The sequence below is a fragment of the Methylobacterium sp. J-072 genome (assembly GCF_022829425.1).
In the GTDB taxonomy this organism is placed as follows: domain Bacteria; phylum Pseudomonadota; class Alphaproteobacteria; order Rhizobiales; family Beijerinckiaceae; genus Methylobacterium.
The window spans coordinates 42,658-65,416 of sequence record NZ_JAKSYK010000165.1 but is presented as its reverse complement, the minus strand read 5'-3'; the positions used below and the strand labels follow the sequence as shown (position 1 = coordinate 65,416).

Genomic DNA, 22,759 nt, shown 5'->3' with positions numbered 1-22,759 from the left:
GGGAATCACGCATGCCGGCCAACCAGGATCGCCGCAGCAATCTGCTGGTGCGGACCGAATCCGGCGAAGTTCTTGGCACGACGGCCCACGGTGTGCGGACCTGGCGGGGCATTCCCTTCGCCGCACCGCCGGTCGGCGCGCTGCGTTTCAGGAAGCCGCTTCCGCCGGAGCCGTGGCAGGGCACGCGGCAGGCCGATGCCTTCGGTCCCCTGCCCATGCAGAAGCGGGGGTTTGAGGCGATCGGTGGCGCGGGCGCGCGCACGCCCATGTCCGAAGACTGCCTGACGATCAACGTCTCGGCGCCACTGGAGGACAGCCCCGGTCTCAGGCCGGTCATCGTCTGGATCTATGGCGGCGGCTTCTCCCTCGGCGGCACACGGACTCCGCTCTATCGCGGCGACCACCTCGTCGAACGGGGCGACGCCGTGTTCGTGAGCTTCAATTACCGCGTCGGCCTCTTCGGATTTTCCGATTTCAGCGCCTGGTCGACACCGGAGCATCCGATCGACAGCAATCTGGGCCTCCGGGACCAGATGGCGGCCCTGGAATGGGTGAGGCGGAACATCGCCAAGTTTTCCGGCGATCCGGACAACGTCACCCTCGTCGGTCAGTCCGCCGGAGCGGCGTCCGTGGTCGCGTTGATGTGCGCGCCCTCGGCCGCCGGCCTGTTCCACCGCGCCTACGCGATGAGTGCGTCGGCGGCCTGTGCCTATACGCCGGACAGACACGCGGTCTTCTCGGCGGACCTTTTAGACAGGCTGGGGATCGATCCCGGCGACAGGAACACCGTTGCACGCGCGCTGAAGACGGTTTCCGCCGAGAAAGCAACCGCGGTCGCTTCGACCTTCTTCTACGATGTCGCCCCGGACAAATACCCCGGCTTCCTGCCGTCCGCGCCCGTGATCGATGGCGATTTCTTGCCGCGGCACCCGATCGACGCTTTTCGGAGCGGCCTGGCCCAGCGCATTCCCCTGGTCATCGGCACGATGGCGCGGGAAGGGGCGACCCTGGATAAGCTGTTGCCGGTCATCTGCAGCCGGGTCAGCCGACTCGAAACCCTGTTTTCCGGAGAAGATCCCGCCCTCCGGCAGCGCATCGTGGCGGCCTATCCCGGCTATCCGTCGAAGAAGACGGCCATCGACGTTGCCGGCGATCTCAACTTCTGGCTGCCCACTCTGCAGATCGCCGAGGGGCATAGCCGCATGGCCGATTGCTGGGTCTACCGGTTCGACTACGCGACGCCGCTGACGCGCCTTCTGCTGCGCGAGGCCTCGCACGGACTCGACCTGCCGATGCTGTTCGGCACGCCCGGCGAAGGCGAACTGGGCCGCTTCGACCTGTTCTGTCGGCGCCGATCGGAGGCCATGAGCCGGCGATTTCAGGACGTCTTTCTCGATTTCACCCGCGGTCTCGCGCCCGGCTGGAGCCGATACGACGCGGATCGGCGTTCGACCCGCATCTTCGATCGCACCGATCGCGAAGACCTCGATCCGCGTCGCGAACGACGCCTGGCCTGGGGGACTTATCGGGGGCCGACCTGACGGTCCGGTTGCGGAACGTCGGGCTGGGACGCGCCGGGCGAGATCGACACGATCGCGACCGATCGGCGACCGCCGGGCGATAGCAGGCCCCGCTGGAGGCAGCCGGCATGGTTTTGCCGCGTCCGCCGAGCCGTGCATTGGCCTCGGGATCCCGCGAGAGACGCGTCTTGCGGGTTCGATGAACGCAAAGGGGGAGCGCCGTCGCGTCGAACGGTTAGCCTCGGTCAGGGGCGCCACGCCAACCCACAACAACAGTCATGCAAGCTTCATCGCCACGCCGTAACGGAGCTTCTTTAGCGGCGACGGAGGGGCAGATGGCGGGTTCCTCGATCACGCGTCGACAGGCGTTCGCGGCGGGCGTCGCCGCCCCGTTCGTCATCCGGCACGCCGCGCTCGCCCAGGCCGACGCGCGACCGTCGATCACGGTGGCCGTGCAAAAGGTGTCCAATACCAACACGCTGGATGTGCTGCGCGAACAGTCCAATGTCGGCGAGCGCGTCTTCTTCTCCTCCCTCTGGGAAGGCCTGATCGGGCGGAACTGGCGCGGCCAGCTCGAGGCCGTGCCCGGTCTCGCCACCGGATGGCGGCGGATCGATGAGCGCGTCGTCGAACTCACGCTGCGGCGGGGCGTCAAGTTCCACAACGGCGACGCGATGACAGCGGAGGACGTCGCCTTCTCGTTCGGCCGGGAACGGATGTTCGGCGACACCCAGCCGAGCGCGGGCAAGACCATCGCGGCCGATTTCTCGATCGGTGGCGGCCGCGGGTCGAAGGAGCTTCCCCTCGAGGTGCCGGCGGCGGCCCGGCGCAACTGGCCGGCCTTGCTCGGCGTCGAGATCGTCGACAGGGACACCGTCCGCTTCGTGAACGCCACGCCGGACGTGACGCTGGAAGGCCGCCTCTCGCGTTACGGCAGCGAGATCATGAACCGGCGCGCCTTCGAGGAGGCGAAGACTTACGCCGACTGGGCGAACAAGCCGGTCACCACGGGGCCCTATCGCGTCGCCGAATACCGTCCCGATGTCTCGCTGCTGCTCGAGGCCCATGATGCCTACTGGGGCGGGCGTCCGCCGCTGAAATCGATTCGCTTCGTCGAGGTGCCGGAGACGGCCGCGCGGATCGCGGGACTGCTCTCCGGCGAGTACCAGTTCGCTTGCGACATCCCGCCGGATCAGATCGCACAGATCGAGGCGAACCCGGCCTTCGAGGTTCAGGGCGGCCCGATCCCGAATCATCGGCTGACGGTGTTCGATAGGAACCACGCCCAACTCGCCGACCCGCTTGTCCGCCGGGCGATGACCCATGCGATCGATCGGCAGGCGATCGTCGAGTCGCTCTGGGCCGGCCGCACCGTTATCCCGAAGGGCCTGCAATGGCCCTTTTACGCCGACATGTTCATCGAGGACTGGTCGGTCCCGGCCTACGATCCCGGCCTGGCGCGGGCTCTCGTCAAGCAGGCGGGCTACAGGGGCGATCCGATCCCCTATCGGCTTCTCAACAACTACTACACCAACCAGGTTCAGACCGCACAAGTGTTGGTCGAGATGTGGCGGGAGGCCGGGCTCAACGTCGAGATCGAGGTAAAGGAGAACTGGCAGCAGGTCTTCGAGCGCACGCCGACCCGCGCCGTGCGGGACTGGTCCAACTCCGCGCTGTTCAGCGATCCCGTCTCCTCGCTCGTGAACCAGCACGGCCCCAACGGCCAGCAACAGCAGGTCGGCGAGTGGAGCCACCCGGAGTTCAACACGCTGTCGGTCGAACTTGAGACCTCGACGGACCGTGCCCGCCGCAAGCAGGTCTTCCGCCGTCTGCTCGAAATCGCGGAGCGGGAGGACCCCGCCTACACCGTGCTCCACCAGAATTCGACGTTCACGGCCAAGCCCAGGGCGCTCGCCTGGAAGGCTTCGCCCGCTTTCGCGATGGATTTCCGCGCCGAGAACTGGGGTGGACGGAGCTGAGGCCGGCGCGCGGGAGCCTGACATCCAGCGCGAGCGTCCACCGCGACGCCTTTTACAGCTACCGGTCGGTGTGATGAGGACTGACACGCTCGTGAGGACTGGACGACCGACCTTGGCTCGCTCGAACACCCGCTGTGGCAACGTCCAGACCGTGGCGAAGACCTGGAAGAACGACGCGTTCAACGCGCTCTGCCCGGTGCTGCAGGGTTCGCTCGACCCGCAGGAGCGCCGGCGCGTCTTCCGGCAGATGCTGGAGATCTACGATGTGATCGACCCGCCGGGCACGGCCCTGCACGACCTCACCATGTTCTACGGCAAGGCCAAGGCCGTCTCCTGGCAGGCCTATCCGGTCGAAGTCATGGATTTCCGCGCCGGCAATAGGGTCTAGGCGCGATGACTGCTCCGCAATCCGAGGACCTTGTCACGATCCGCGGCCTGACCGTCACCTTCGACGGAGTCCGCGCTCTCCATGGCATCGACCTGAGCGTCGCGCGGGGCGAAGCCCTCGGTCTCGTCGGCGAGTCCGGCTGCGGCAAGTCGGTCACGTGGCTTGCCGCGCTGGGCCTGCTCCCCGGGCGGGCGAAGGTCGGCGGCAGCGTGCAGCTGGAGGGGCAGGAACTCGTCGGCGCGCCGCCGGCGGTCCTGGACCGGGTGCGGGGTGGACGCATCGCCATGATCTTCCAGGATCCGGCTAGCGCGCTCAATCCGGTCCTCCGGCTGGGCCGCCAGGTCGGCGAGGCGCTGGCGCTGCATCGCGGTCTGTCCGGGGCGGCGATCCGGGCCGAGGCGAAGCGCCTCTTCGACCTCGTGGGCATCCCCGATGCGGCGCGACGCCTCGATGCCTACCCGCACGAGCTCTCCGGCGGCCAGAACCAGCGCGTGATGATCGCGATGGCACTGGCCGGCGACCCGGACCTGCTCGTCGCCGACGAGCCCACCACCGCGCTCGACGCCACCATTCAGGCCCAGATCCTCGACCTGCTCACCCGCATCCGGCGCGAGACCGGCATGGCGCTGGTGCTGATCAGCCACGACCTCGGGGTGATCGCGCAGACCTGCGAGCGCGTCTGCGTGATGTATGCCGGGCGCATCATCGAGACCGCGCCGGCCGACCTCCTGTTCGCGCAGCCGCTGCATCCCTACGCACAGGGGCTCCTGGCGGCTCTGCCGCCCCTCGACGGTGTCCGGCGCCGCCTGTCCCCGATCGAAGGCACCGTCCCCGATCCCTGGGCCATGCCGCCGGGCTGCGCCTTCGCGCCGCGTTGCCCTAGCGCCGTCGCGGCTTGCGACCGGACGGTGCCGCACCTCGTCGAGGCGCGACCGCAGCGTCGCGCCGCCTGCATCGCGGTCCGCCCGGAGGCGCGGCCGGCTGTCCCGGAGCGCGCCCGCGCATGAGCGAGGCCCTGCTCGCGCTGCACGATGTCGGCCGCCGCTACGTCACGCGCCGGGGCCTCCTCGGGCGCCGTACCGAGGTGCACGCCGTCGACGGTGTCTCGCTGACGGTGGCGCGGGGCCGCACCCTCGGGCTCGTGGGCGAATCCGGCTCCGGCAAGTCGACCACCGGCCGGCTCGCCTTGGGGCTGGAGCCCCCCGATGCCGGAACGGTGCTGTTCGAGGGCGTGCCGCTGCCGCGGGCGGCCACGCCGGATTGGCGGCGCCTGCGGGCGCGCATGCAGATGATCTATCAGGATCCCCTCGGCGCGCTCGATCGGCGTCTGCCGATCCTGGAGCAGGTCCGCGAGCCCCTCGACGTGCACGGGATCGGCGAGCCGAAGGCGCGCGACGAGAAGGCGCTCGCCCTGCTGCGTTCGGTGGGGCTGCGGCCCGATCAGGGGCGCCGCTACCCGCACGAACTGTCCGGCGGCCAGCGCCAGCGCGCCGTGATCGCCCGGGCGCTGGCCGCCGGCCCCCGCCTCCTCGTCTGCGACGAGCCGGTCTCGGCCCTCGATGTCTCGATCCAGGCGCAGGTCGTCAACCTGCTGGTCGATCTCCAGCAGGAGTTGGGCCTGGGGCTGCTGTTCATCAGCCACGACCTGAGGGTCGTGCGCCAGATCAGCCACCGCGTCGCGGTGATGTATCTCGGCCGCATCGTCGAGGAGGGCGAGGCGGATCTGCTCCTGCACGATCCGGCCCATCCCTATACCGAGGCGCTGGTCTCGGCCGCCCCGGTGCCGGGCCGGGGCGCGCGGCCGCGCATCGTGCTACAGGGCGCCCCGCCCAATCCCGCCGCGCGGCCGCCCGGCTGCGCCTTCCATCCCCGCTGCCACGCCGTCCAGGCGCGGTGCCGGGTCGAGCGGCCGGCGCTTCTGCCGATGCGCGACGGGCGGCTCGCCGCCTGCCATGTCGCGCAGGCCCGGGCTCCGTTCCTCAGGGCCGCGAGCTGATGCTGCGCTTCCTCCTCATCCGGTTCGGCCGCGCGCTGCTCACCATCGCGCTCGTGGTCACCTTCGCGTTCGTGGTGCTGCGGCTCTCGGGCGACCCGGCGCTGATCATCATGAGCGTCGACGCCCCGCCGGAGGCGATCGCGGCCTTCCGCAAGGCCTGGGGCCTCGACGACCCGATCTGGCTGCAATACCTGCACTACTTCGCCGCCATCGGTCAGGGCGAGCTCGGCCTGTCGATGCGCAGCGGCCGGCCGGCCCTCGACCTCGTCGTGGAGCGCATTCCCGCGACCCTGGCGCTGACCCTTCCGGCTCTGGCGCTGAAGCTCGGCATCGGCATCCCGGCCGGGATCCAGGCCGCGCTCCACCGCGACAGCCCGATCGATCGCCTCGTCATGGTCGCGGCGGTGGCGGGCTTCACCGTGCCGAGCTTCGTCCTCGGCCTCGTCCTGGTGCTGATCTTCGCGGTGCAGCTCGGCTGGCTGCCCTCGGGCGGGCAGGAGAGCTGGCGCCACGCCATCCTGCCCGTGCTGACCCTCGGCATCGGCGGGGCGGCGACCCTCGCCCGCTTCACCCGCTCGGCCATGCTGGAGGTGCTGGGCCAGCCCTACATCCGCACCGCCAGCGCCAAGGGCGTGCCCTGGGCGGCGGTCGTGCGCGGCCACGCCCTGCCCAACGCCGCCATCCCCACCGTCACCATCGTCGGCTTCATGGTCGGTAGCCTGATCGCGGGGGCGGTGGTGGTGGAGAGCGTGTTTTCCTGGCCGGGGGTCGGGCGGCTGCTCGTGGTCGCCGTCGCCAACCGCGACCTCGCCGTCGTGCAGTGCATCCTGCTGCTGGTGGCGATCACCATGGTGTCGTCGAACCTCGTGGTCGACCTGCTCTACGGCCTCATGGACCCGCGGCTGCGGGCCGGCGGCGCGGCCGGAGGGCACTGAGATGGCTGGAACGACCGCCTCCAGCCTCGTGCGCGGGGCCGGCGCGCCCGGGCGCGGGCGCCGCATGCCGGCCCCCGTCTGGATCGGGCTGGCGTGGCTCGCGCTGATGCTCGTGGCCGCGCTGGCCGCCGACTGGATCACGCCGTACCGCTTCACGACCTTCGATCTGCGCAACCGCCTGGCGGTTCCGTTCCATCCGGCGCATTGGCTCGGCACGGACGAGCTCGGCCGAGACGTGCTCTCGCGCCTGATCGTCTCGATCCGCATCTCCATCCTGGTCGCCTTCGGGGCGACACTGATCTCGGCGCTGCTCGGCACCGCCTTGGGGTTCCTGGCGGCGCATGCCCGCGGCCTCGTCGAACAGCTCGTGCTGATGCTGGCCGACTTCCAGGCGGCGATGCCGTTCCTGATCCTGGCCCTGGCCGTGCTGGCCTTCCTGGGCAACGCGCTGCCGCTCTTCATTGCGCTGATGGGGCTCTACGGTTGGGAGCGCTACGCCCGCATCGCCCGCGGGCTCGCCATCTCGGCCGGCGCGCAGGGCTATGCCGGGGCCGTGCGCCAGATCGGGGCCTCGCCGTCCCGGGTCTACCTGCGCCACATCTTGCCCAACATCGCCTCGACCCTGATCGTCTCCATGACGCTGACCTTCCCCGAGGTGATCCTTCTGGAAAGCGGCTTGTCCTTCCTCGGCCTCGGCGTGCAGCCGCCGATGACCTCGCTGGGCAACATGGTCAGCTACGGCCGCGAATACCTGACGCGCGCGCCCTGGATCCTGCTCGCTCCGGCCGCCTGCATCGTCACGACCACCCTGGCGGTCAGCCTGGTCGGCGACTGGCTGCGCGACAGGCTCGACCCCACCCTGCGCTGATCAAACGGGAGAGACATCATGCTGCCCAACGGCGTCCTCGGCATCGGCATTTCCGCGCCCTATCCCGCGGGCGATCTCTCGGATCTGCCCGCCATCCTCGACCGCGTCGAGGCGCTGGGCGTCGAGACGATCGAACTGCCGACCTTCGCGATGGATCTGGTGGTCGGCGGCCGGATCCGCCGCCCGCATCTGGAGCGGTTGAAGCAGGCCTGCGCCGGGCGCCGCGTCCGCTTCACGGTGCACGGCCCGCTCGCGATCAACTTCTTCGACGATCCCGCCCGGCTGGGGCGGCATTTCGAGGTGCTGGAAGCCTCCCTCGAGATCGCGGCCGAGATCGGCGCGGTCCACTACGTCCTGCATTCCGGTCTCGCGCCCGTCGCGGAGGCTGCCATCCTCGAAAGCGCCTATGCTCGCCAGCGGGAGTGGCTGGGGCGTGCCGGCGAGGTCGCCCGCGGTCTCGGCCCGCTGATCTGCGTCGAGACGATGTTCGGCGGCCACGAAGGCAAGGTCCATTGCGCGTCACCGGCCCGCCTGGCGGCGGAACTGGCGGCCATCGACCATCCACACGTGCGCGCCACCCTCGACGTCAGCCATTCCTTCCTGCGGAACGGCTTCCACGGTGGCGACTTCATCGCCGACATCGCGGCGCTCGCCCCGTTCGCGAACCATCTCCACGTTCACGATTCTTTCGGCCGCGCCGACGCGATCTGGATGTACCACGAGAGCGAACGGCTCGCCTTCGGCCACGGCGACCTGCATCTCCCGGTCGGCTGGGGCGCGATTCCCTGGGACGCGTTGATCGACGCCTGCACCTTCCCCACAGGCGCCGTCTTCAACATCGAACTCAGGCCGCGCTACTGGTACGCGGTCGAGGCGTGCATCGCGGCCACGAAGGCGCTCGCCGCCCGGGCTCGCACGCAGGCGGTCCCGAGCGCGGCATGACCGGCCCGCGCCCCCCAGCCGACCGCGTCGTCCTCTGCGTCTTCGACGGGCTGCGGCCGGATTTCGTCACGCCGGAGCGGATGCCGAACCTCACCCGCTTCGCCGGGCAGGGCACTTGGTTCCGGGAGGCGCGCAGCGTCTTCCCGTCGATGACGCGGGTCGCCACCACCGCCATGGCCACCGGTGCGCATCCGCGCGTCCACGGCATCGTCGGCAACGCCTTCTACTTCCCGCAGGCGACGCGCAGCCATGTGCTCGACCTCGGCCGATGGGACGACGTCTCCCTCGCGGTGCAGGCGACCGGCGGCCGGTTCGTGACCGCCGAACCGATGGGCGACGTGCTGGCGCGGGCCAGCCGGCGCATGGCCGTCGTCCATACCGGGTCGGCCGGCGCCGCGTATCTGATCAACCCCCATGCGCGCGACAACGGCCACTGGACCCTGTCGATCCTCGGCCGCGAGCACGGCGGCACGCCGGAGGCCGTGGACGCGATGATCGCCCGCTTCGGCCCGCTGCCGCCGCGCCGGCTGCCGCGCTTCGAGGAGACCGACTATGCCGAGCGCGTCTTCCGCGAGCACGTGCTCGAAACACTGAAGCCCGATGTCGCGCTGATCTGGTTCAACGAGCCGGACACCGCCTTCCATTACCGCTCGCTCGGATCGCCTGAGACGCTTGAGGTCTTGCGCACCGTCGACGACGCCTTCGGCCGCATTGTCACCTGGGTCGATGCCCAGCCGGATGCCGACCGCTACACCGTGATCGCCGCCTCCGATCACGGCCAGATCACCATGCGCGACGCGCTGCCGCTCTGCGACCTTCTGAGGGGCGCCGGACATGTCGGGCGACGCGGCGTCGAGCGGACGCTCGACGGGGCGCGCTTCGTGATGACCGGCGGCAATATGGGCGAGATCCGGATCCTGGAGGGCGGCGCGGCGCGGCGCGACGCCATCGCGCGATGGCTGATGGCGCAGAGCTTCACCGGCATGGTGTTCACGCGCGGCGGCGACGGCATCGCGGGCGAGGTCCCCGGCACGTTCTCGCTGTCGCTCGTCGATCTCGACCACGCGCGGGCGCCGGACCTCGTCTTCGTGCTGCGCTCCGACGACGGACCCGATCCGTTCGGCAACCCAGGCCTCGGATTGATGACCGAATGCGACGTGCCGGTCGGCGGCGGCATGCATGGCGGCCTCAACCGGTACGAGCTGAACACCACCCTGATCCTGCGCGGAGCCGGTCTCCCGGCCGGGGTGATCGATCGCCGCCCGAGCGGCATCATCGATATCGCTCCGACGGTCCTGGCAACACTCGGCCTGCCCCCTGCGGCGACCATGACCGGCCGCTCGCTTCTCGATCCCGCGGCCGAGAGCGAGGCGCCCCGGATCTACGAAACCGGCCTCGGCTGCTTTCGCCAGCGCCTCGCCAGTGCCGAGCGAAACGGCTCGCGAATCCTGCTGCATGGCGGTCGGGTCGACTGAGAAGCTTCCCAGGGCGCAGGAATGGGTGCCCGGCGCGGTCTCGCGGGTGGCTGGCCGGGCGGCACCGAACCCCACTTGGGACCGAAGCGGGCGGCGACGTCCTCGGCCGTCCGTCCCTCTCCACTGTGGAAGCGCGGGCCCTGCCGGGGTCAGAAATCCACCGTACGGCCATCGATTCGGCACCGCCTGCGACATCGATTGCGACCCGCTCGGGCAAGGCTCGTCTGACGCATGGCGGCAATGTGCTGCCGCGCCGCAGCAAATCGGGTACGCCACATTTTTGCCATCATCGCGACACTTGGCGGCCTTAATAGAACGTTCTAACAGCTGAGCGACGCAGATCGCATCACCCAAGCCATTCGAAATTGCATACCGGGGTTTGTAAGATGGACCCAGCTAGTCTCTCGCCGTCGGCGATGTTCTTTCAAGCCGGGCTGGTCGGTAAGGGGGTGATCATCACCCTCTCGATCGCCTCGGTGTGGTGTTGGGCCCTGATCGCCGAGGACATCTACACGACCATGCGACTCGGGCGGTCGCTCAAGGCGCTAGAGCGCGGGGGTGTTCCGAAGTTCCTGCGGCCGGTCATCGACGCCGGAACGCAGGCCGCCGCCGTCTCCCTCCCCAACGAAGGGGCCGGCGAGGCCCGCCAGCGCACCGTGGAGGCGATGAACCGCGCCGCTACGCACACGATGATCGCCACGGAGGGCGGTTACTCGAACCTCGCCGTGATCGCCTCCGTCTCGCCGTTCGTCGGCCTGCTCGGGACGGTCTGGGGCATCATGACCAGCTTCATCAGCATCGCCGCCTCGAACGACACCAGCCTCGCGGTCGTGGCGCCCGGCATCGCCGAGGCGCTGGCGACCACGGCGATCGGGCTGATCGCCGCGATCCCGGCCGCGATCGCCTACAGCCGCCTCGGCTCCATCCTCGGCAAGCTGTCCCAGAACCTGGCCCATCTGGTCGAGGCGCTCTCGGTCGACCTGATCGCCAAGAACCGCCTCGCACACAAGGAGATCTGACCATGGCCTTCGCTTCCAATTCCGGCGGCCCCTACCGCCCTTCCGCCGACATCAACGTCACGCCGCTGATCGACGTGATGCTGGTCCTGCTGATCGTGTTCATGGTGACGGCGCCGCTGCTCACGACGGGCATGAAGGTGAACCTGCCGCAGGCGCAGGTCGCCAAGCCGGTCGACCCGAAGGAGCCGGCGGTGGTCGCCGTCACCAAGGACGGCAAGCTGTTCATCGGCAAGGACGAGATCGAGGCGGAGCGCCTCGTCCCGGCGGTGGTCGCCGCGATCGAGAACGACCTGACCCGGGTCATCCATCTTCGGGGCGACAAGGACGCCGCCTACGGCGACGTGATCAAGGTGATGGACCTCCTGGCCAAGAACGGCATGACCCACATCGCGATCATCACCAGCAAGAATGGCGCCCAGGGCGGCGCCAATGCCGGCCGCGCCTCCGCGTCCGCCGCGGCGGGGAGCGGTGAACCATGAACACGATGGCGCTGGCCGGAGCCGATCCGCTCGTCCTGTCTCTGCCCAGACAGGACAATGCCAAGGGCTTGGTCCGCGGCACAGCCCTTGTCGTGGCGCTCGGAGTCCACGCGTTGCTGTTCGTCTCCTCGGGACCCGAACCGCAGCCCATCGCGCCGCCCGCAATCGAGACGCTCGAGGTCAGCGTCGTCGCCCAGGGCGACGCGACCACCGAAAACGCCTCGGAAACGCAGAGCGCGGCCGAGATGGCGCCGCCACCGGAGCCCGAACCGGTCCCGCAGCAGCCCGAGCCGGAGCCGCCTCCGGCGGTCGAGGAGGCGCCGGTCAAGGAGGATCCCACGGCCATCGCGATCCCGGTCAGCAAGCCGGAACCGCCCAAGGTGGTGAAGCCGCCGGAGCCCCGCAAACCGCCGGAGCCCCGTCCGGTGCCCAAGCCGAAGCCCCAGCCCAAGGCCCCCCCGAAGACCGAGCCGCCGAGCGCCGCCAGCGCAGCGCAGCACAGGGGCCATGCCGGTGCCGAGCGCGGCGCGCAGGCCGATGCGAGCAAGGCGCTCGCCGATTACGGGGCGCGGCTGAAAGCCGAGATCAACCGGCACAAAGCCTATCCGGCCGCCGCCCGCAACCGGCACGCTGCCGGAATCGTCCTGGTGACCTTCCTGGTGGGTCCGTCCGGACACGTCGCTTCCGCGTCGATCGCCCGCTCGTCCGGGGATTCCGAGTTGGATCAGGCGGCCCTGCAGGCCGTGCGAGGCTCCAGCCTGCCACCGCCCCCGGGCGGCCATTTCGGCGGACGCATCGCGGTCGATTTTTCGCTGAAACGGTGACGAACCCAGGCCTCGAAGGGCGCTCCGCTGAATATTCGGCGGGGCGCCCTATCTTTTCAGAGCCTGTCTGAATGCGTAATTGCGGTCGCGTGACGGTTCTGACTGACGGAGGTCCTGATTTCTCCCTCAGGATAAGGTCGAGAATGGGAAAAGTCCGGTCAAACAGGTTCTGAGAACTGCCACCGATCGGGCTTCAAACCCAAGCAAGCCATGAAAAGGCTCTGTGGTGTTGCGTCCAGCCCCCATGCTCCGGCGGGACGCAAAGCCGACGACGGGTTTGCTTCGCGAGTCGGGTTTTCTTCGCGCGCGCTCGCCAGCGTTAGCTTTGCGGCTCTATCTCCGGGGCCGGGCCCGTGGAGTCGCGGAACACCAGGCGCGTGGGAAACAGCTTCTGCGCCAGGTCGTCCGCGGGACGTGTGCCCTCGACGATCTCCACCAGCGTCGAGAAGGCGAACCGGACCATCTCCAGCGTCGGAACCTCGATCGAGGTCAGGCTTGGGATCGTGTAGGCGCACTGGACGAAGTTGTCGAAGCCGACGACCCGGATGTCCTCGGGCACCCGGACCCCGTGATCGTGCAGCGCCTTCAGGACGCCGAACGCCACCCGGTCGTTGGCGGCCACGATCGCGTCCGGCTGGGACTGGCGCTCCAGGAGGCCGAGCGTCACGCGGCGTCCGCTCTCCGAATTCCAATCGCATGGGATCACGAGGTCGTCGCGCAGCGGCAGCCCCGCCTCGGCGAGGGCTTCCTGGTAGCCTCTGAGCCGCTCGGTGACGGCGCGCAGCCGCCTCCCGTCGCGCTCACCCTTGAAGAAGCAGATCGACGTGCTCCCGCTCTGCGCGAGGTAGCGGACCATCTCGTACATCGCGTCGCGCTCGGCCCGCATCGCGTAGTGGGTGTCGGCGACGTCGAGGCCGAACACGAAGAACGGGAAACGCTTGGCCTGCAGCATCGCGATGAGCGGATCGTCCCGGCGGTCGGCGAAGACGACGATTCCATCGACGCGGGCTTCGCTCACCAGGCTGCTGATCTTGCCCAGGCCCTCCGGGTCGTCGCTGCGCCAGCGGCGGTGGATCAGCGTGTATCCAAACTGATCCGCCACATGCGCGAAGGTCTGCAGGACGATGCCCTGATAGGTCTCCTGCATCATCCCCGAAAGGTCGTCGTAGGGCTGGGCGCCCACGGAGAACACGCAGGCGATGCTGCGGCTCGGCTTCTTCCGGAGCGAGCGGGCCGCGAGGCTGGGGACGAAGTCCAGCTCCCGCATCGCGGCCTCGATGGTCTCCCGCGTCGTCCGGGCAACCTTCTCGGGATGGTTCAGGACCAGGGATACCGTCTGGAAGCTCACGCCGGCACGCCGCGCGACGTCCTTGATCGTCATTTGACCCATTATCACCTCAGCCCCGGCCCATCCGGCAAGGCGGTACGCGCGCAGCAAGACCCAGGCCGTGCTGCGTTCGAGGCCGCGAAACGCCGCCTTGTCGGTGGACCAGTCTAAAGCTGGCGCGGACGAAGATAAAGACGCGGATTGAAGGCGAACATATCATCGAATAGGCATAGTTCCGGTGCCCCAAGCTCGAGGACAGGCATTGCCGCGGCAAGGGCATTGATCGAATCGCGGCGCACGGCCCGATAGCGACTCGTCTCGATTTCGCTGAGCGGTTTGATTGCATAAGTCTGGGTGGTGTGAAACTTGTAAGTGTCGTGTCCGGGCTGGTGCAGCTTCAGCAGGTCGGACAGCCGATCCCGCACGCCGCGAAGCTTCGTGGCCTCGGCCTCGTCGGCCGGCACCAGGTAGATTCCGGCCCCCGGACGCACGTCGACGTTGCCATCGCCCTCCAGCACCTTCATCCGGAATCGCGGTTCGCAGCCGAGGTCGAAGGCTTCGAGTTTCTCGATGAAGAGCCGGTTGCACGCCTCCACGGACGCATCGAGGGGGAGATCGGCCGGCCAGAGACTCGGCTTCCGGTTGAAGTCGATCACGCCTTCGAACACCGTCATGTGGTAGCTCGACGGCGGCGTGAAGGTGAACTTGTGCGCGTAGGGCTCCGCCTCCAGGGCGGCGCGGAACGCCGCCAGGGGGGCGGTCGCCGGGTTCGACGGCTCGATATGGCAGATGATGGTGTTGCCGGGGCAGCGCAGAACCTGACCGTCGGGCGTGAACTTGGTGCCGATCCAGGGGAACGGCTTCGACCCGTCGGCGGCCGACGCTGCCAGGCTTCGAAGCCCGGCAAAGCTGCCGACCGCCGCCGCACCCGAGAGGTGAAGGACATGCCGGCGCGTCATGGTCAGGCTCCGACCGGTTTGCGAGAGATCGCGTTGGCTCATGGCTAGAAATCCAGGCTGAGGCTGGCGACGACCGAGAATGGCGCGCCGAGATAGAAAAACGGAGTCCCGGCCGAGCTGATCTGAACGCCGGTGCTGTTGCCGGGGTTGATGTACAGGTACTTACTGTTGAGAATATTGGTCAGGTTGAGCTTGAACTCGCCATCCTGCGCCCCCGGGATCGCGTCGAGGAAGGCCGTGCCCTTGAGCTTGTAGCCGAGGCCGAAATCGACCGTGGTGTAGCCCGGCAGGCGGATGTCGTTGGTCAGCGTGGCAAAGACCGAGCTGGTCCATTTCGCCCGGGCGAACCCGTAGAGCGGCCCGTCTTCGTACATGAGGGTCGCGTTGGTGATGTATTTCGGCGCGTTGAAGTACTGTTTGCCCTTGGTTGGGAGAGCCTTGCTGCCATCCTCGACCTTGATATCGCTGTCCAACGTGTCGTCGTTGATCGCCTGCGAGACCAGCACGCTCCAGCCCTCGTAGGGCTTGGTGCCGAGCTCGATCTCGCCTCCGACCGCCGTGGTACTGCCGATATTCGTGTACTTGCTGCTCAGCGTCGCATCGTTCTTGATCGTCACCGCGATCCGGTCGCTGTATTTGATCAGGAACGCGGTTGCGTTGACGTTCAATAGGTCGCCCTTGTAGCGATAACCGGTGTCGAAGCTGAGCGAGTTTTCAGCTTTCAGGTCGCGTATGGAGACCGTATTCTTGGTGTTGTCCACGAGGCGGCCGTCGGCGAAGTTCGGCGGGACGCGCGCACTCATCGACGCGTTGAAGAAAACCTGATTCTCCTCGTCGAGATCGTAGCGGACGCCGAATGATGGAAGGAAGAACGAATAGTTTCTTTTTACTTTGTAGTCTAGATAAGCATCCGTCAAATTGCTGTTCCCGGACGGTAGATTGTGGAACGTCCGGTCGTAGATCCGCTCCCGGCCAGACAGGTCGATATGCAGCCTGTCATCGAACAGGGCGATGCTGTCAGACAACGAGAGAGTGGTATTATAGTAATCCGTAACCCAGTCCCGACTCGTAAGGATGCGGCCCTTATTGTCCCTGATCAGATGCGACTGGAAAAAGATGTCGGCGATCGTGTTGGTCAGAGGATCAATCTGCTGGAACGGATTCAACTGATGCTGGTGGGTGTATTCCGCCCAGAGGCCGCCGCTGATCGTGTGCTCGCCGAATCGCCCCGTCAGGGTCGCGGTGTTGCCGACCCGGTCGAATTCGTTCTGGCTCATCTGAACCAGCAGGGCGTTGGTGTTGGCGGTGCCGTAGGCCGTGAACGCGCCGACTGGGCTCGAAAGGAATTTGTTGGTGTATCCGTTCTCCTTGAGGAGGACTTCGGTCGAACTGCCGGATAAGTGGTGGAGGAAATAGGGCGTCACTTGAAGATCGATCGTATCGGTCAGGGGGAACTTGCCGTCGATAGACACGAAGCCGTCTCGGCTCGGCTCCCATTGATAGTCGCCATAGCCGATATTGGCCGGCGTGTAGGGGAACGCCGGGTTGTTCGCGCTGAACGCGGCCTTCGAACCGCTCAGGATCGTCGGTGGTGTCGTCAGCCAGCCATTACGGTAGCCGTAAGCGGCGTACTGCGATTTTGTGATGTTTCGGATATAAGTGTTCTCGGAAAGATTGTAAAAAGATGTGACGGTGAGGCTGCTCCCGCCTTCAAGTTTCAGGTCGAACCGTCCGTCGACATGGTGCCGATCGGCAGCGCCAGGACCGACGAAATAGTCGGATTGCGCGTGCGAGTACGAGACATAGCCTTTCAGCGCATCGTCGTACATGAGGCCGGTATTCGCGCGAATAAAGCTCTTGAAGTTGTTGTACGATCCGAACGACTGCGAGACCGTGGTCTTCGGCGTGTCGGTCGGGACGCATTGCGACATCGAGACCTGACCGCCGACAGCGCCATGCTGCGCGACGGCACCAGCGCTGGTCCCCTGATTGACGTCGATCGAGCACAGGTTCTCGGAATCCGTGTAGACCTGTGGCGTGACCGCGAAGGTGCCGGGATCGTTGAGCGGCACGCCGTTGAGCGAGAGGCCGATCTGCGTGCTGTCGAAGCCGCGAATCGAGTAGCCGCCGCCGAACAGGCCGGAGGCATCGCGTGAGTAGGAATTGACGCCGACGACCTTGCCGATCTGTTGCGCGACGTTCTGAGTGCCCGGTTGGCGGGCGATGTCCTCCTGCCGCAGGGTCGTGGCTGCCGATGTGCCATTCTGATCGGCCAGCAGCGGCGTGCCGCGATCGGCTCCGCCGGCCTGATTCGCTGCCGCCTCCACCGAAACCGTTCCGAGGTCGTTCACCTGCTGTGCGAGCGCTGGAGTTTGGAGAGCCGCCAGAGCAACACTACTCAATAGGACGCGAATATGGAACGTTCTAATTTTTGTCATTGGAGATCCATGGCTTGTCAATTCTGAGGCTCAAGAAACCAACGTCGGCCCATCGCGTCCGAGCATGGCAAGTCAGTGATGGTATCCCAACGCCAATTAGAACGTTCCAATTTAAGCATGTCAAGCATGTCTGTTTTGCGACGCAATATGCGTCGCATAGGACCACTCGAAATTAATTTAATTTTTAGATCTTTACTGATTTATATAGTTTGAATTTTACACAATTGTCGTAAAATCCAGTGTATTTGAGTCGTAATGTGATTTTTATATCATTACATACGATGGCTGCAGTACGATTCACTAGAGCCTATCGTCATCCAATCCGTATAGACATCGATACCTTCTGCCTATCTGATGTAAGACGGCGTGAAGCGAGGATTTGAGCAGAACCAAGCATCGTCGAAGTTTTAGTTTTGTGATTGACGACCGGTGTTCGAGGCGTCGTCCGTGCTGCCGATCAGGATCAAGAACACGCCGGTCTCGCAGGACCACGCCGTCCGAGACCAGCGTGCCGAGCGCCTCGATGCGGTGGACGTCGTCGCGGGTGGCGATCGGCGAAATCGGGCTCAGATCGACCACGTCCGAGCGCTTCGCCATCTCTCTGACGCTCGCGTCGGCGATGCAGCGGGCGCTCCGGCACGGCGCGACGGGGCTTGACGTACAGGCAACGCTTGCCCGCGATCAGGCACCGGGCCATCGGTGCGCCCATGATGCCGAGACCGAGGGATTTGACCTCCATCCCGGTCTTCTACCGCATGCTCAGAGGCTATTGCGGAAGCGCACGGCGTCCGCAGGTCTTTCGGCGCGACGGCGGTCGGTGCCTCGTGCGAGACGGCATCGGGGGCGCGATCAGCGGACGAGGCAGGGCCTCTTCGGATCGAAGGTCCAGCCGGGGATCAGGAACTGCATCGCCGCCGCGTCGTCGCGGGCACCGAGGCCGTGTTCGCGGTAGAGGGCGTGCGCTCGCTCGACGGCGGACCAGTCGAGCTCGATCCCGAGTCCCGGTCGCTCCGGCACCTGCACGAGGCCGCCGCGGATCGCCAGCGGCTCCCGGGTCAGGGCTTCGCCGTCCTGCCAGATCCAGTGGGTGTCGATCGCTGTGACCTTGCCCGGGGCCGCCGCGGCCGCGTGCGTGAACATGGCGAGCGACACGTCGAAGTGGTTGTTCGAGTGCGAGCCCCAGGTCAGGCCGTGATCGCGGCAGAGCTGGGCCACCCGGACCGAGCCGGAGGATGGATGCCGCCGAATTGCGCCCGGGCGGCGGGTCAGGCCGCCGTTGGTTCGGCAGCGCCGGTCTTGGCAAACGTGGAGGAGCTCAGCGGCGATCGCCGATCAGCGCCTTCAGCTCGCTTTGTTCGGCGGCGTCGAGCTGGATAAGCCCGAGGCCGCGACCGGCAAACGCGCCGCGTTCGTGCGCGGCGCGCATAGCCCCAGGCCTATTTGACCCACTCATCTCCGGACGCTCGCGCGGTACTTTGGATCCTATCCAAGGTGCTCGTGTTGCCTCGGGCATTCCGCTATCGATGGACGGTCCCTGGCCCGCCATCTCCCGCAACAGGCTCGGAGACCATGATGGGACGACCTGGAGACCTCGATATGAGTCGACGTGACATGGTCGCCGGCGCGACCGCCGCCGCAGCCCTGACCACGCTTCCGTCCGGCGCCCGTGCCGGATCCGCCGCCGCCGACAAGCCGGTGATGGCGAAGGTCGGACTGACGGTGAACGGGCAGCGGCGCGAGCTCGAACTCGACATTCGCACCAGCCTGCTCGACGCCGCGCGTGAGCATCTGCACCTGACCGGCTCGAAGAAGGGCTGCGACCACGGCCAATGCGGTGCCTGCACGATGATCGTCGACGGCCGGCGCATCAACGCCTGCCTGACCTTGGCCGTGATGCATCAGGGGTCCGAGATCACCACCATCGAGGGGCTCGGGCAGCCGGACAACCTGCATCCGATGCAGGCGGCCTTCATCAAGCATGACGGCTACCAGTGCGGCTACTGCACGCCGGGCCAAATCTGCTCGGGCGTCGCCGTCCTGGCCGAGATCAAGGCCGGCATCCCGAGCCACGTCACCGCCGACCTCAATGCACCGACCGAGGTGAGCGAGGCCGAGATCCGCGAGCGCATGAGCGGCAACATCTGCCGCTGCGGGGCTTATTCCAACATCGTCGAGGCGATGACCGAAGTCGCCGGGAGGCAGGCATGAGGTCCTTCACCTACGAGCGTCCGAGCACGCCCGCGGAGGCGGCTGCTGCGGTCACCCGCACCCCGGAGGCCAAGTTCATCGCCGGCGGGACTAACCTCCTCGACCTGATGAAGCTGCAGATCGAGACCCCGGCCCACCTCGTCGACGTGAACGGGCTCGGTCTCGACCGGATCGAGGCGACCCCGGAGGGCGGCCTGCGCATCGGTGCGCTGGTGCGCAACACCGACCTCGCCGCCGACGCGCGGGTGCGGAAGGATTACGGGGTGTTGTCGCGCGCCCTGCTCGCGGGCGCCTCGGGCCAGCTGCGCAACAAGGCGACGACCGCCGGCAACCTGCTTCAGCGGACCCGCTGCCCGTACTTCTACGACACCGCCCAGGCCTGCAATAAGCGCCAGCCCGGCAGCGGCTGCTCGGCCCTCGACGGAGTCAGCCGGCAACTCGCGGTCATCGGCGGCAGCGACGCCTGCATCGCGACGCACCCGGGCGACATGGCCGTGGCGATGCGCGTCCTCGACGCCACCGTCGAGACCGTCGACGCCCAGGGCACCGAGCGCAAGATCCCGATCGCGGAGTTCCACCGCCTGCCGGGCGACGAGCCCGAGATCGACACGACGCTCAAGACCGGCGAGCTCATCACTGCGGTGACGCTGCCCAAGCCGGTGGCCGGCACGCATATCTACCGCAAGGTCCGGGACCGGGCCTCCTACGCCTACGCCCTGGTCTCGGTGGCGGCGATCCTCGGCAAGGACGGGTCCGGGCACGTGGCCTTCGGCGGGGTGGCGCACAAACCCTGGCGGGTCGAAGCGGCGGAGGCCGATCTGCCGCGCGGCGCCAAGGCGGTGACCGACACGGTCTTCGCCGGGGCCAAGCCCACCCATGAGAATGCCTACAAGCTGAAGCTCGCCGAGCGGACCCTCGGTGCGGCGCTCAACCAAGCGAGGGCCTGAGCCATGAAGTTCGACACCCCCGCCGGCCAGAACCCCATCGACCAGCTCAAGGTCGTGGGCAAGCCGACCGACCGGATCGACGGCAAGTACAAGACCACCGGCACCGCGCCCTACGCCTACGAGCGCCACGACGTCGTGCCGAACCAGGCCTACGGCTACGTGCTCGGCGCCGGCATCAGCAAGGGGCGCGTCCGTGCGATCCACGTCGAGGACGCGAAGCGCGCCCCCGGCGTGCTGGCCGTCGTCACCACCCTGGAGACCCCGCGGCTCGAGCGCGGCATGATGAACACCGCCTACCTGTTCGGCGGCGACGCGATCCAGCACTACCATCAGGCCATCGCGGTGGTGGTGGCTGAGACCTTCGAGCAGGCGCGGGCGGCCGCTTTCCTGGTCAAGGTCGACTACGCCGCCGAGGCCGGCAAGTTCGACCTCGCGGTTGAGGCGAAGGGCGCGCCGCCCGTCCCGAGCGACAGCGGCGAGGGCAGCGGCGGCGACGGCGAGGAGCGGGTCGGCGACTTCGAGGGCGCCTTCGCGCAGGCGCCGGTCACCCTCGACGAGACCTACAGCACCGCCGACGAGAGCCACGCGATGATGGAGCCCCACGCCACCGTGGCGGCCTGGGACGGCGACAAGCTCACGCTCTGGACCTCGAACCAGATGATCGCCTGGGGCCACGGCAGCATCGCCAAGATCCTGGGGATCCCCAAGGAGAACGTCCGGATCGATTCGCCCTACGTGGGCGGCGGTTTCGGCGGCAAGCTGTTCGTGCGCGCCGATGCGGTTCTCGCCGCGCTCGGCGCCAAGGCGGCCGGGCGTCCGGTGAAGGTGGCGCTGACCCGCCCGCTGATCGCCAACAACACCACGCACCGACCCGCCACGATCCAGCGCGTGCGCATCGGCGCGACCAAGGACGGCACGATCACGGCCATCGCGCACGAGAGCACCTCCGGGAACCTCCCCGATGGCGATCCGGAGACGGCGGTGAGCCAGACCAAGCTCCTGTATGCCGGCGCCAACCGCCTGACCGCGATGAAGCTCGCCCATCTCGACCTGCCCGAGGGCAATGCGATGCGCGCGCCCGGAGAAGCGCCCGGCCTGATGGTGCTCGAGGTCGCCATGGACGAGATGGCGGAGAAGCTGGGTCTCGACCCGGTCGCGTTCCGGATCCGCAACGACACCCAGGTCGATCCGCAGGCGCCGGAGCGCCCGTTCTCCCACCGCGACCTCGTCGGGTGCCTCAGGCTCGGCGCGGACACGTTCGGCTGGGCCAAGCGCAACCCGAGGCCCGGCCAGGTCCGGGACGGTCAGTGGCTCGTCGGCATCGGGATGGCCGCCGCCTTCCGCAACAACATGGTCTTGAAATCCGGCGCGCGGGTGCGCCTGGACGGTTCCGGCACGGTGACGGTCGAGACCGACATGACCGATATCGGCACCGGCAGCTACACCATCATCGCCCAGACCGCCGCCGAGATGATGGGCCTGCCCCTCGACAAGATCGTGGTGCGGCTGGGCGACTCGGCCTTCCCGGTCTCATCGGGATCGGGCGGGCAGTTCGGGGCCAACTCGTCGACGGCCGGCGTCTACGCCGCCTGCGTGAAGCTCCGGGAGGCGGTGGCGCAGCGGCTCGGCATCAACTCGGCGGATGCGGTATTCGCCGATGGCGAGGTGCGCGCCGGGAACCGTGCCGTGCCCCTCGGCGAGGCTGCCGCCCAGGGCGCCCTGTCCGCCGAGGACACCATCGAGTTCGGCGACCTCTCCAAGAAGCAGCAGCAATCGACCTTCGGCGCCCACTTCGTCGAGGTCGGGGTCGATGCGGATACGGCCGAGATCCGGGTGCGGCGCATGCTGGCGGTCTGTGCGGCCGGGCGCATCCTCAACCCGAAATCGGCCCGCAGCCAGGTCATCGGCGGCATGACCATGGGCACCGGGGCAGCCCTGATGGAGGAGCTTGCCGTCGACACGAAGCGCGGCTTCTTCGCCAACCACGACCTCGCCGGCTACGAGGTGCCGGTCCATGCCGACATCCCGCACCAGGAGGTGATCTTCCTCGACGAGGTCGACCCGATGTCGTCGCCGATGAAGGCCAAAGGCGTGGGCGAGCTCGGCATCTGTGGCGTCGGCGCGGCGGTGGCGAACGCGGTCTACAATGCCACCGGGATCCGCGTGCGGGACTATCCGCTTACCCTGGACAAGTTCCTCGAACGCATGCCGGACGCGGCTTGAGCGGGGCCGGCTGCCGGGTCGGTTCCGAATCTGACACGTCGCTGCTCGGATGGGATGGGTCGCCGCCTTGCGAGGCGACCCATTTCCATTTCAGGCTCTTCGCAGCCCGATCTTCTGCCCCGGGATCGATGCGACCGGCGTGCCGCGCCGCCGCTCATCATGCCGATCGCCGGGTTCGGCCCTCGCTCCAGGGGCCCCCGGAGCGGGCCTATGAGACCGCTTCAGTTATGGC

Annotated in this window: 18 protein-coding genes and 1 pseudogene; 15 read left to right on the top strand and 4 right to left on the bottom strand. The window is 67.6% G+C overall.

Features of this window, described 5'->3' with window-relative positions; all coding sequences use genetic code 11:
- Nucleotides 1-11: 11 nt before the first annotated feature.
- The 12 genes from MKK67_RS18920 to MKK67_RS18865 all read left to right on the top strand — a co-directional run bounded on the left by MKK67_RS18920 (nucleotide 12) and on the right by MKK67_RS18865 (nucleotide 12,425).
- Nucleotides 12-1,541, top strand: coding sequence for a carboxylesterase/lipase family protein (locus tag MKK67_RS18920; protein WP_243967963.1), 1,530 nt, complete (start codon nucleotides 12-14; stop codon nucleotides 1,539-1,541).
- Nucleotides 1,542-1,855: 314 nt separating this feature from the next.
- Nucleotides 1,856-3,499 carry an ABC transporter substrate-binding protein gene (locus tag MKK67_RS18915; protein WP_243967953.1) on the top strand — a complete coding sequence of 548 codons (1,644 nt, stop codon included), beginning with the start codon at nucleotides 1,856-1,858 and terminating at the stop codon, nucleotides 3,497-3,499.
- A gap of 112 nt (nucleotides 3,500-3,611) precedes the next feature.
- Nucleotides 3,612-3,887, top strand: a complete 276-nt coding sequence (locus MKK67_RS18910) for a hypothetical protein (protein ID WP_243967951.1) — start codon at nucleotides 3,612-3,614, stop codon at nucleotides 3,885-3,887.
- Nucleotides 3,888-3,892: 5 nt separating this feature from the next.
- Complete coding sequence (locus tag MKK67_RS18905; RefSeq protein ID WP_243967948.1) at nucleotides 3,893-4,894, top strand: ABC transporter ATP-binding protein; 1,002 nt, start codon at nucleotides 3,893-3,895, stop codon at nucleotides 4,892-4,894.
- Nucleotides 4,891-5,883: an ABC transporter ATP-binding protein gene (locus tag MKK67_RS18900; protein ID WP_243967946.1), complete on the top strand. Its 993-nt coding sequence runs from the start codon at nucleotides 4,891-4,893 to the stop codon at nucleotides 5,881-5,883. The genes MKK67_RS18905 and MKK67_RS18900 overlap by 4 nt, the downstream gene beginning before the upstream one ends.
- Nucleotides 5,883-6,818: an ABC transporter permease gene (locus MKK67_RS18895; protein ID WP_243967944.1), complete on the top strand. Its 936-nt coding sequence runs from the start codon at nucleotides 5,883-5,885 to the stop codon at nucleotides 6,816-6,818. The genes MKK67_RS18900 and MKK67_RS18895 overlap by 1 nt, the downstream gene beginning before the upstream one ends.
- A 64-nt stretch (nucleotides 6,819-6,882) precedes the next feature.
- Nucleotides 6,883-7,686: an ABC transporter permease gene (locus MKK67_RS18890; RefSeq protein WP_243968023.1), complete on the top strand. Its 804-nt coding sequence runs from the start codon at nucleotides 6,883-6,885 to the stop codon at nucleotides 7,684-7,686.
- Nucleotides 7,687-7,704: 18 nt separating this feature from the next.
- A complete protein-coding gene (locus tag MKK67_RS18885; RefSeq protein ID WP_243967943.1) occupies nucleotides 7,705-8,628 on the top strand; it encodes a sugar phosphate isomerase/epimerase family protein in 924 nt (307 codons plus the stop codon).
- Entirely contained in the window at nucleotides 8,625-10,103 is a 1,479-nt protein-coding gene (locus tag MKK67_RS18880) for an alkaline phosphatase family protein (RefSeq protein ID WP_243967941.1), read from the top strand. Before MKK67_RS18885 ends, MKK67_RS18880 begins: the two co-directional genes overlap by 4 nt.
- A 386-nt stretch (nucleotides 10,104-10,489) precedes the next feature.
- Nucleotides 10,490-11,122 (top strand): MotA/TolQ/ExbB proton channel family protein, encoded by a 633-nt coding sequence (locus tag MKK67_RS18875; protein ID WP_243967933.1) that lies wholly within the window; start codon nucleotides 10,490-10,492, stop codon nucleotides 11,120-11,122.
- Nucleotides 11,123-11,124: 2 nt separating this feature from the next.
- A complete protein-coding gene (locus MKK67_RS18870) occupies nucleotides 11,125-11,601 on the top strand; it encodes an ExbD/TolR family protein (protein ID WP_243967922.1) in 477 nt (158 codons plus the stop codon).
- Nucleotides 11,598-12,425 (top strand): energy transducer TonB, encoded by an 828-nt coding sequence (locus tag MKK67_RS18865; RefSeq protein WP_243967913.1) that lies wholly within the window; start codon nucleotides 11,598-11,600, stop codon nucleotides 12,423-12,425. The genes MKK67_RS18870 and MKK67_RS18865 overlap by 4 nt, the downstream gene beginning before the upstream one ends.
- A gap of 319 nt (nucleotides 12,426-12,744) precedes the next feature.
- Here the strand turns inward: MKK67_RS18865 and MKK67_RS18860 are convergent, their stop codons facing one another.
- The 4 genes and pseudogenes from MKK67_RS18860 to MKK67_RS18845 form a co-directional block, all read right to left on the bottom strand.
- Nucleotides 12,745-13,806, bottom strand: a complete 1,062-nt coding sequence (locus MKK67_RS18860) for a LacI family DNA-binding transcriptional regulator (RefSeq protein WP_243967906.1) — start codon at nucleotides 13,804-13,806, stop codon at nucleotides 12,745-12,747.
- A 113-nt stretch (nucleotides 13,807-13,919) separates the two neighbouring features.
- On the bottom strand, nucleotides 13,920-14,753 hold the full coding sequence (locus MKK67_RS18855) for a DUF1868 domain-containing protein (RefSeq protein WP_243967904.1): 834 nt from the start codon (nucleotides 14,751-14,753) through the stop codon (nucleotides 13,920-13,922).
- A 2-nt stretch (nucleotides 14,754-14,755) separates the two neighbouring features.
- Nucleotides 14,756-17,062 carry a TonB-dependent receptor gene (locus MKK67_RS18850; RefSeq protein ID WP_243967895.1) on the bottom strand — a complete coding sequence of 769 codons (2,307 nt, stop codon included), beginning with the start codon at nucleotides 17,060-17,062 and terminating at the stop codon, nucleotides 14,756-14,758.
- Between the two features lie 936 nt (nucleotides 17,063-17,998).
- Nucleotides 17,999-18,376: pseudogene (locus tag MKK67_RS18845) on the bottom strand (enolase C-terminal domain-like protein); the annotation flags it as partial.
- Between the two features lie 345 nt (nucleotides 18,377-18,721).
- Between MKK67_RS18845 and paoA the strand changes: the two are divergent.
- Genes paoA through paoC form a run of 3 tightly spaced genes read left to right on the top strand, consistent with a single transcriptional unit; the run spans nucleotide 18,722 to nucleotide 22,527 of the window.
- Nucleotides 18,722-19,357: an aldehyde dehydrogenase iron-sulfur subunit PaoA gene (gene paoA / locus MKK67_RS18840; RefSeq protein WP_243968022.1), complete on the top strand. Its 636-nt coding sequence runs from the start codon at nucleotides 18,722-18,724 to the stop codon at nucleotides 19,355-19,357.
- Complete coding sequence (locus MKK67_RS18835; RefSeq protein ID WP_243967879.1) at nucleotides 19,354-20,304, top strand: FAD binding domain-containing protein; 951 nt, start codon at nucleotides 19,354-19,356, stop codon at nucleotides 20,302-20,304. The genes paoA and MKK67_RS18835 overlap by 4 nt, the downstream gene beginning before the upstream one ends.
- 3 nt (nucleotides 20,305-20,307) lie before the next feature.
- Nucleotides 20,308-22,527, top strand: a complete 2,220-nt coding sequence (gene paoC / locus MKK67_RS18830; RefSeq protein ID WP_243967877.1) for an aldehyde oxidoreductase molybdenum-binding subunit PaoC — start codon at nucleotides 20,308-20,310, stop codon at nucleotides 22,525-22,527.
- Nucleotides 22,528-22,759 lie beyond the last annotated feature (232 nt).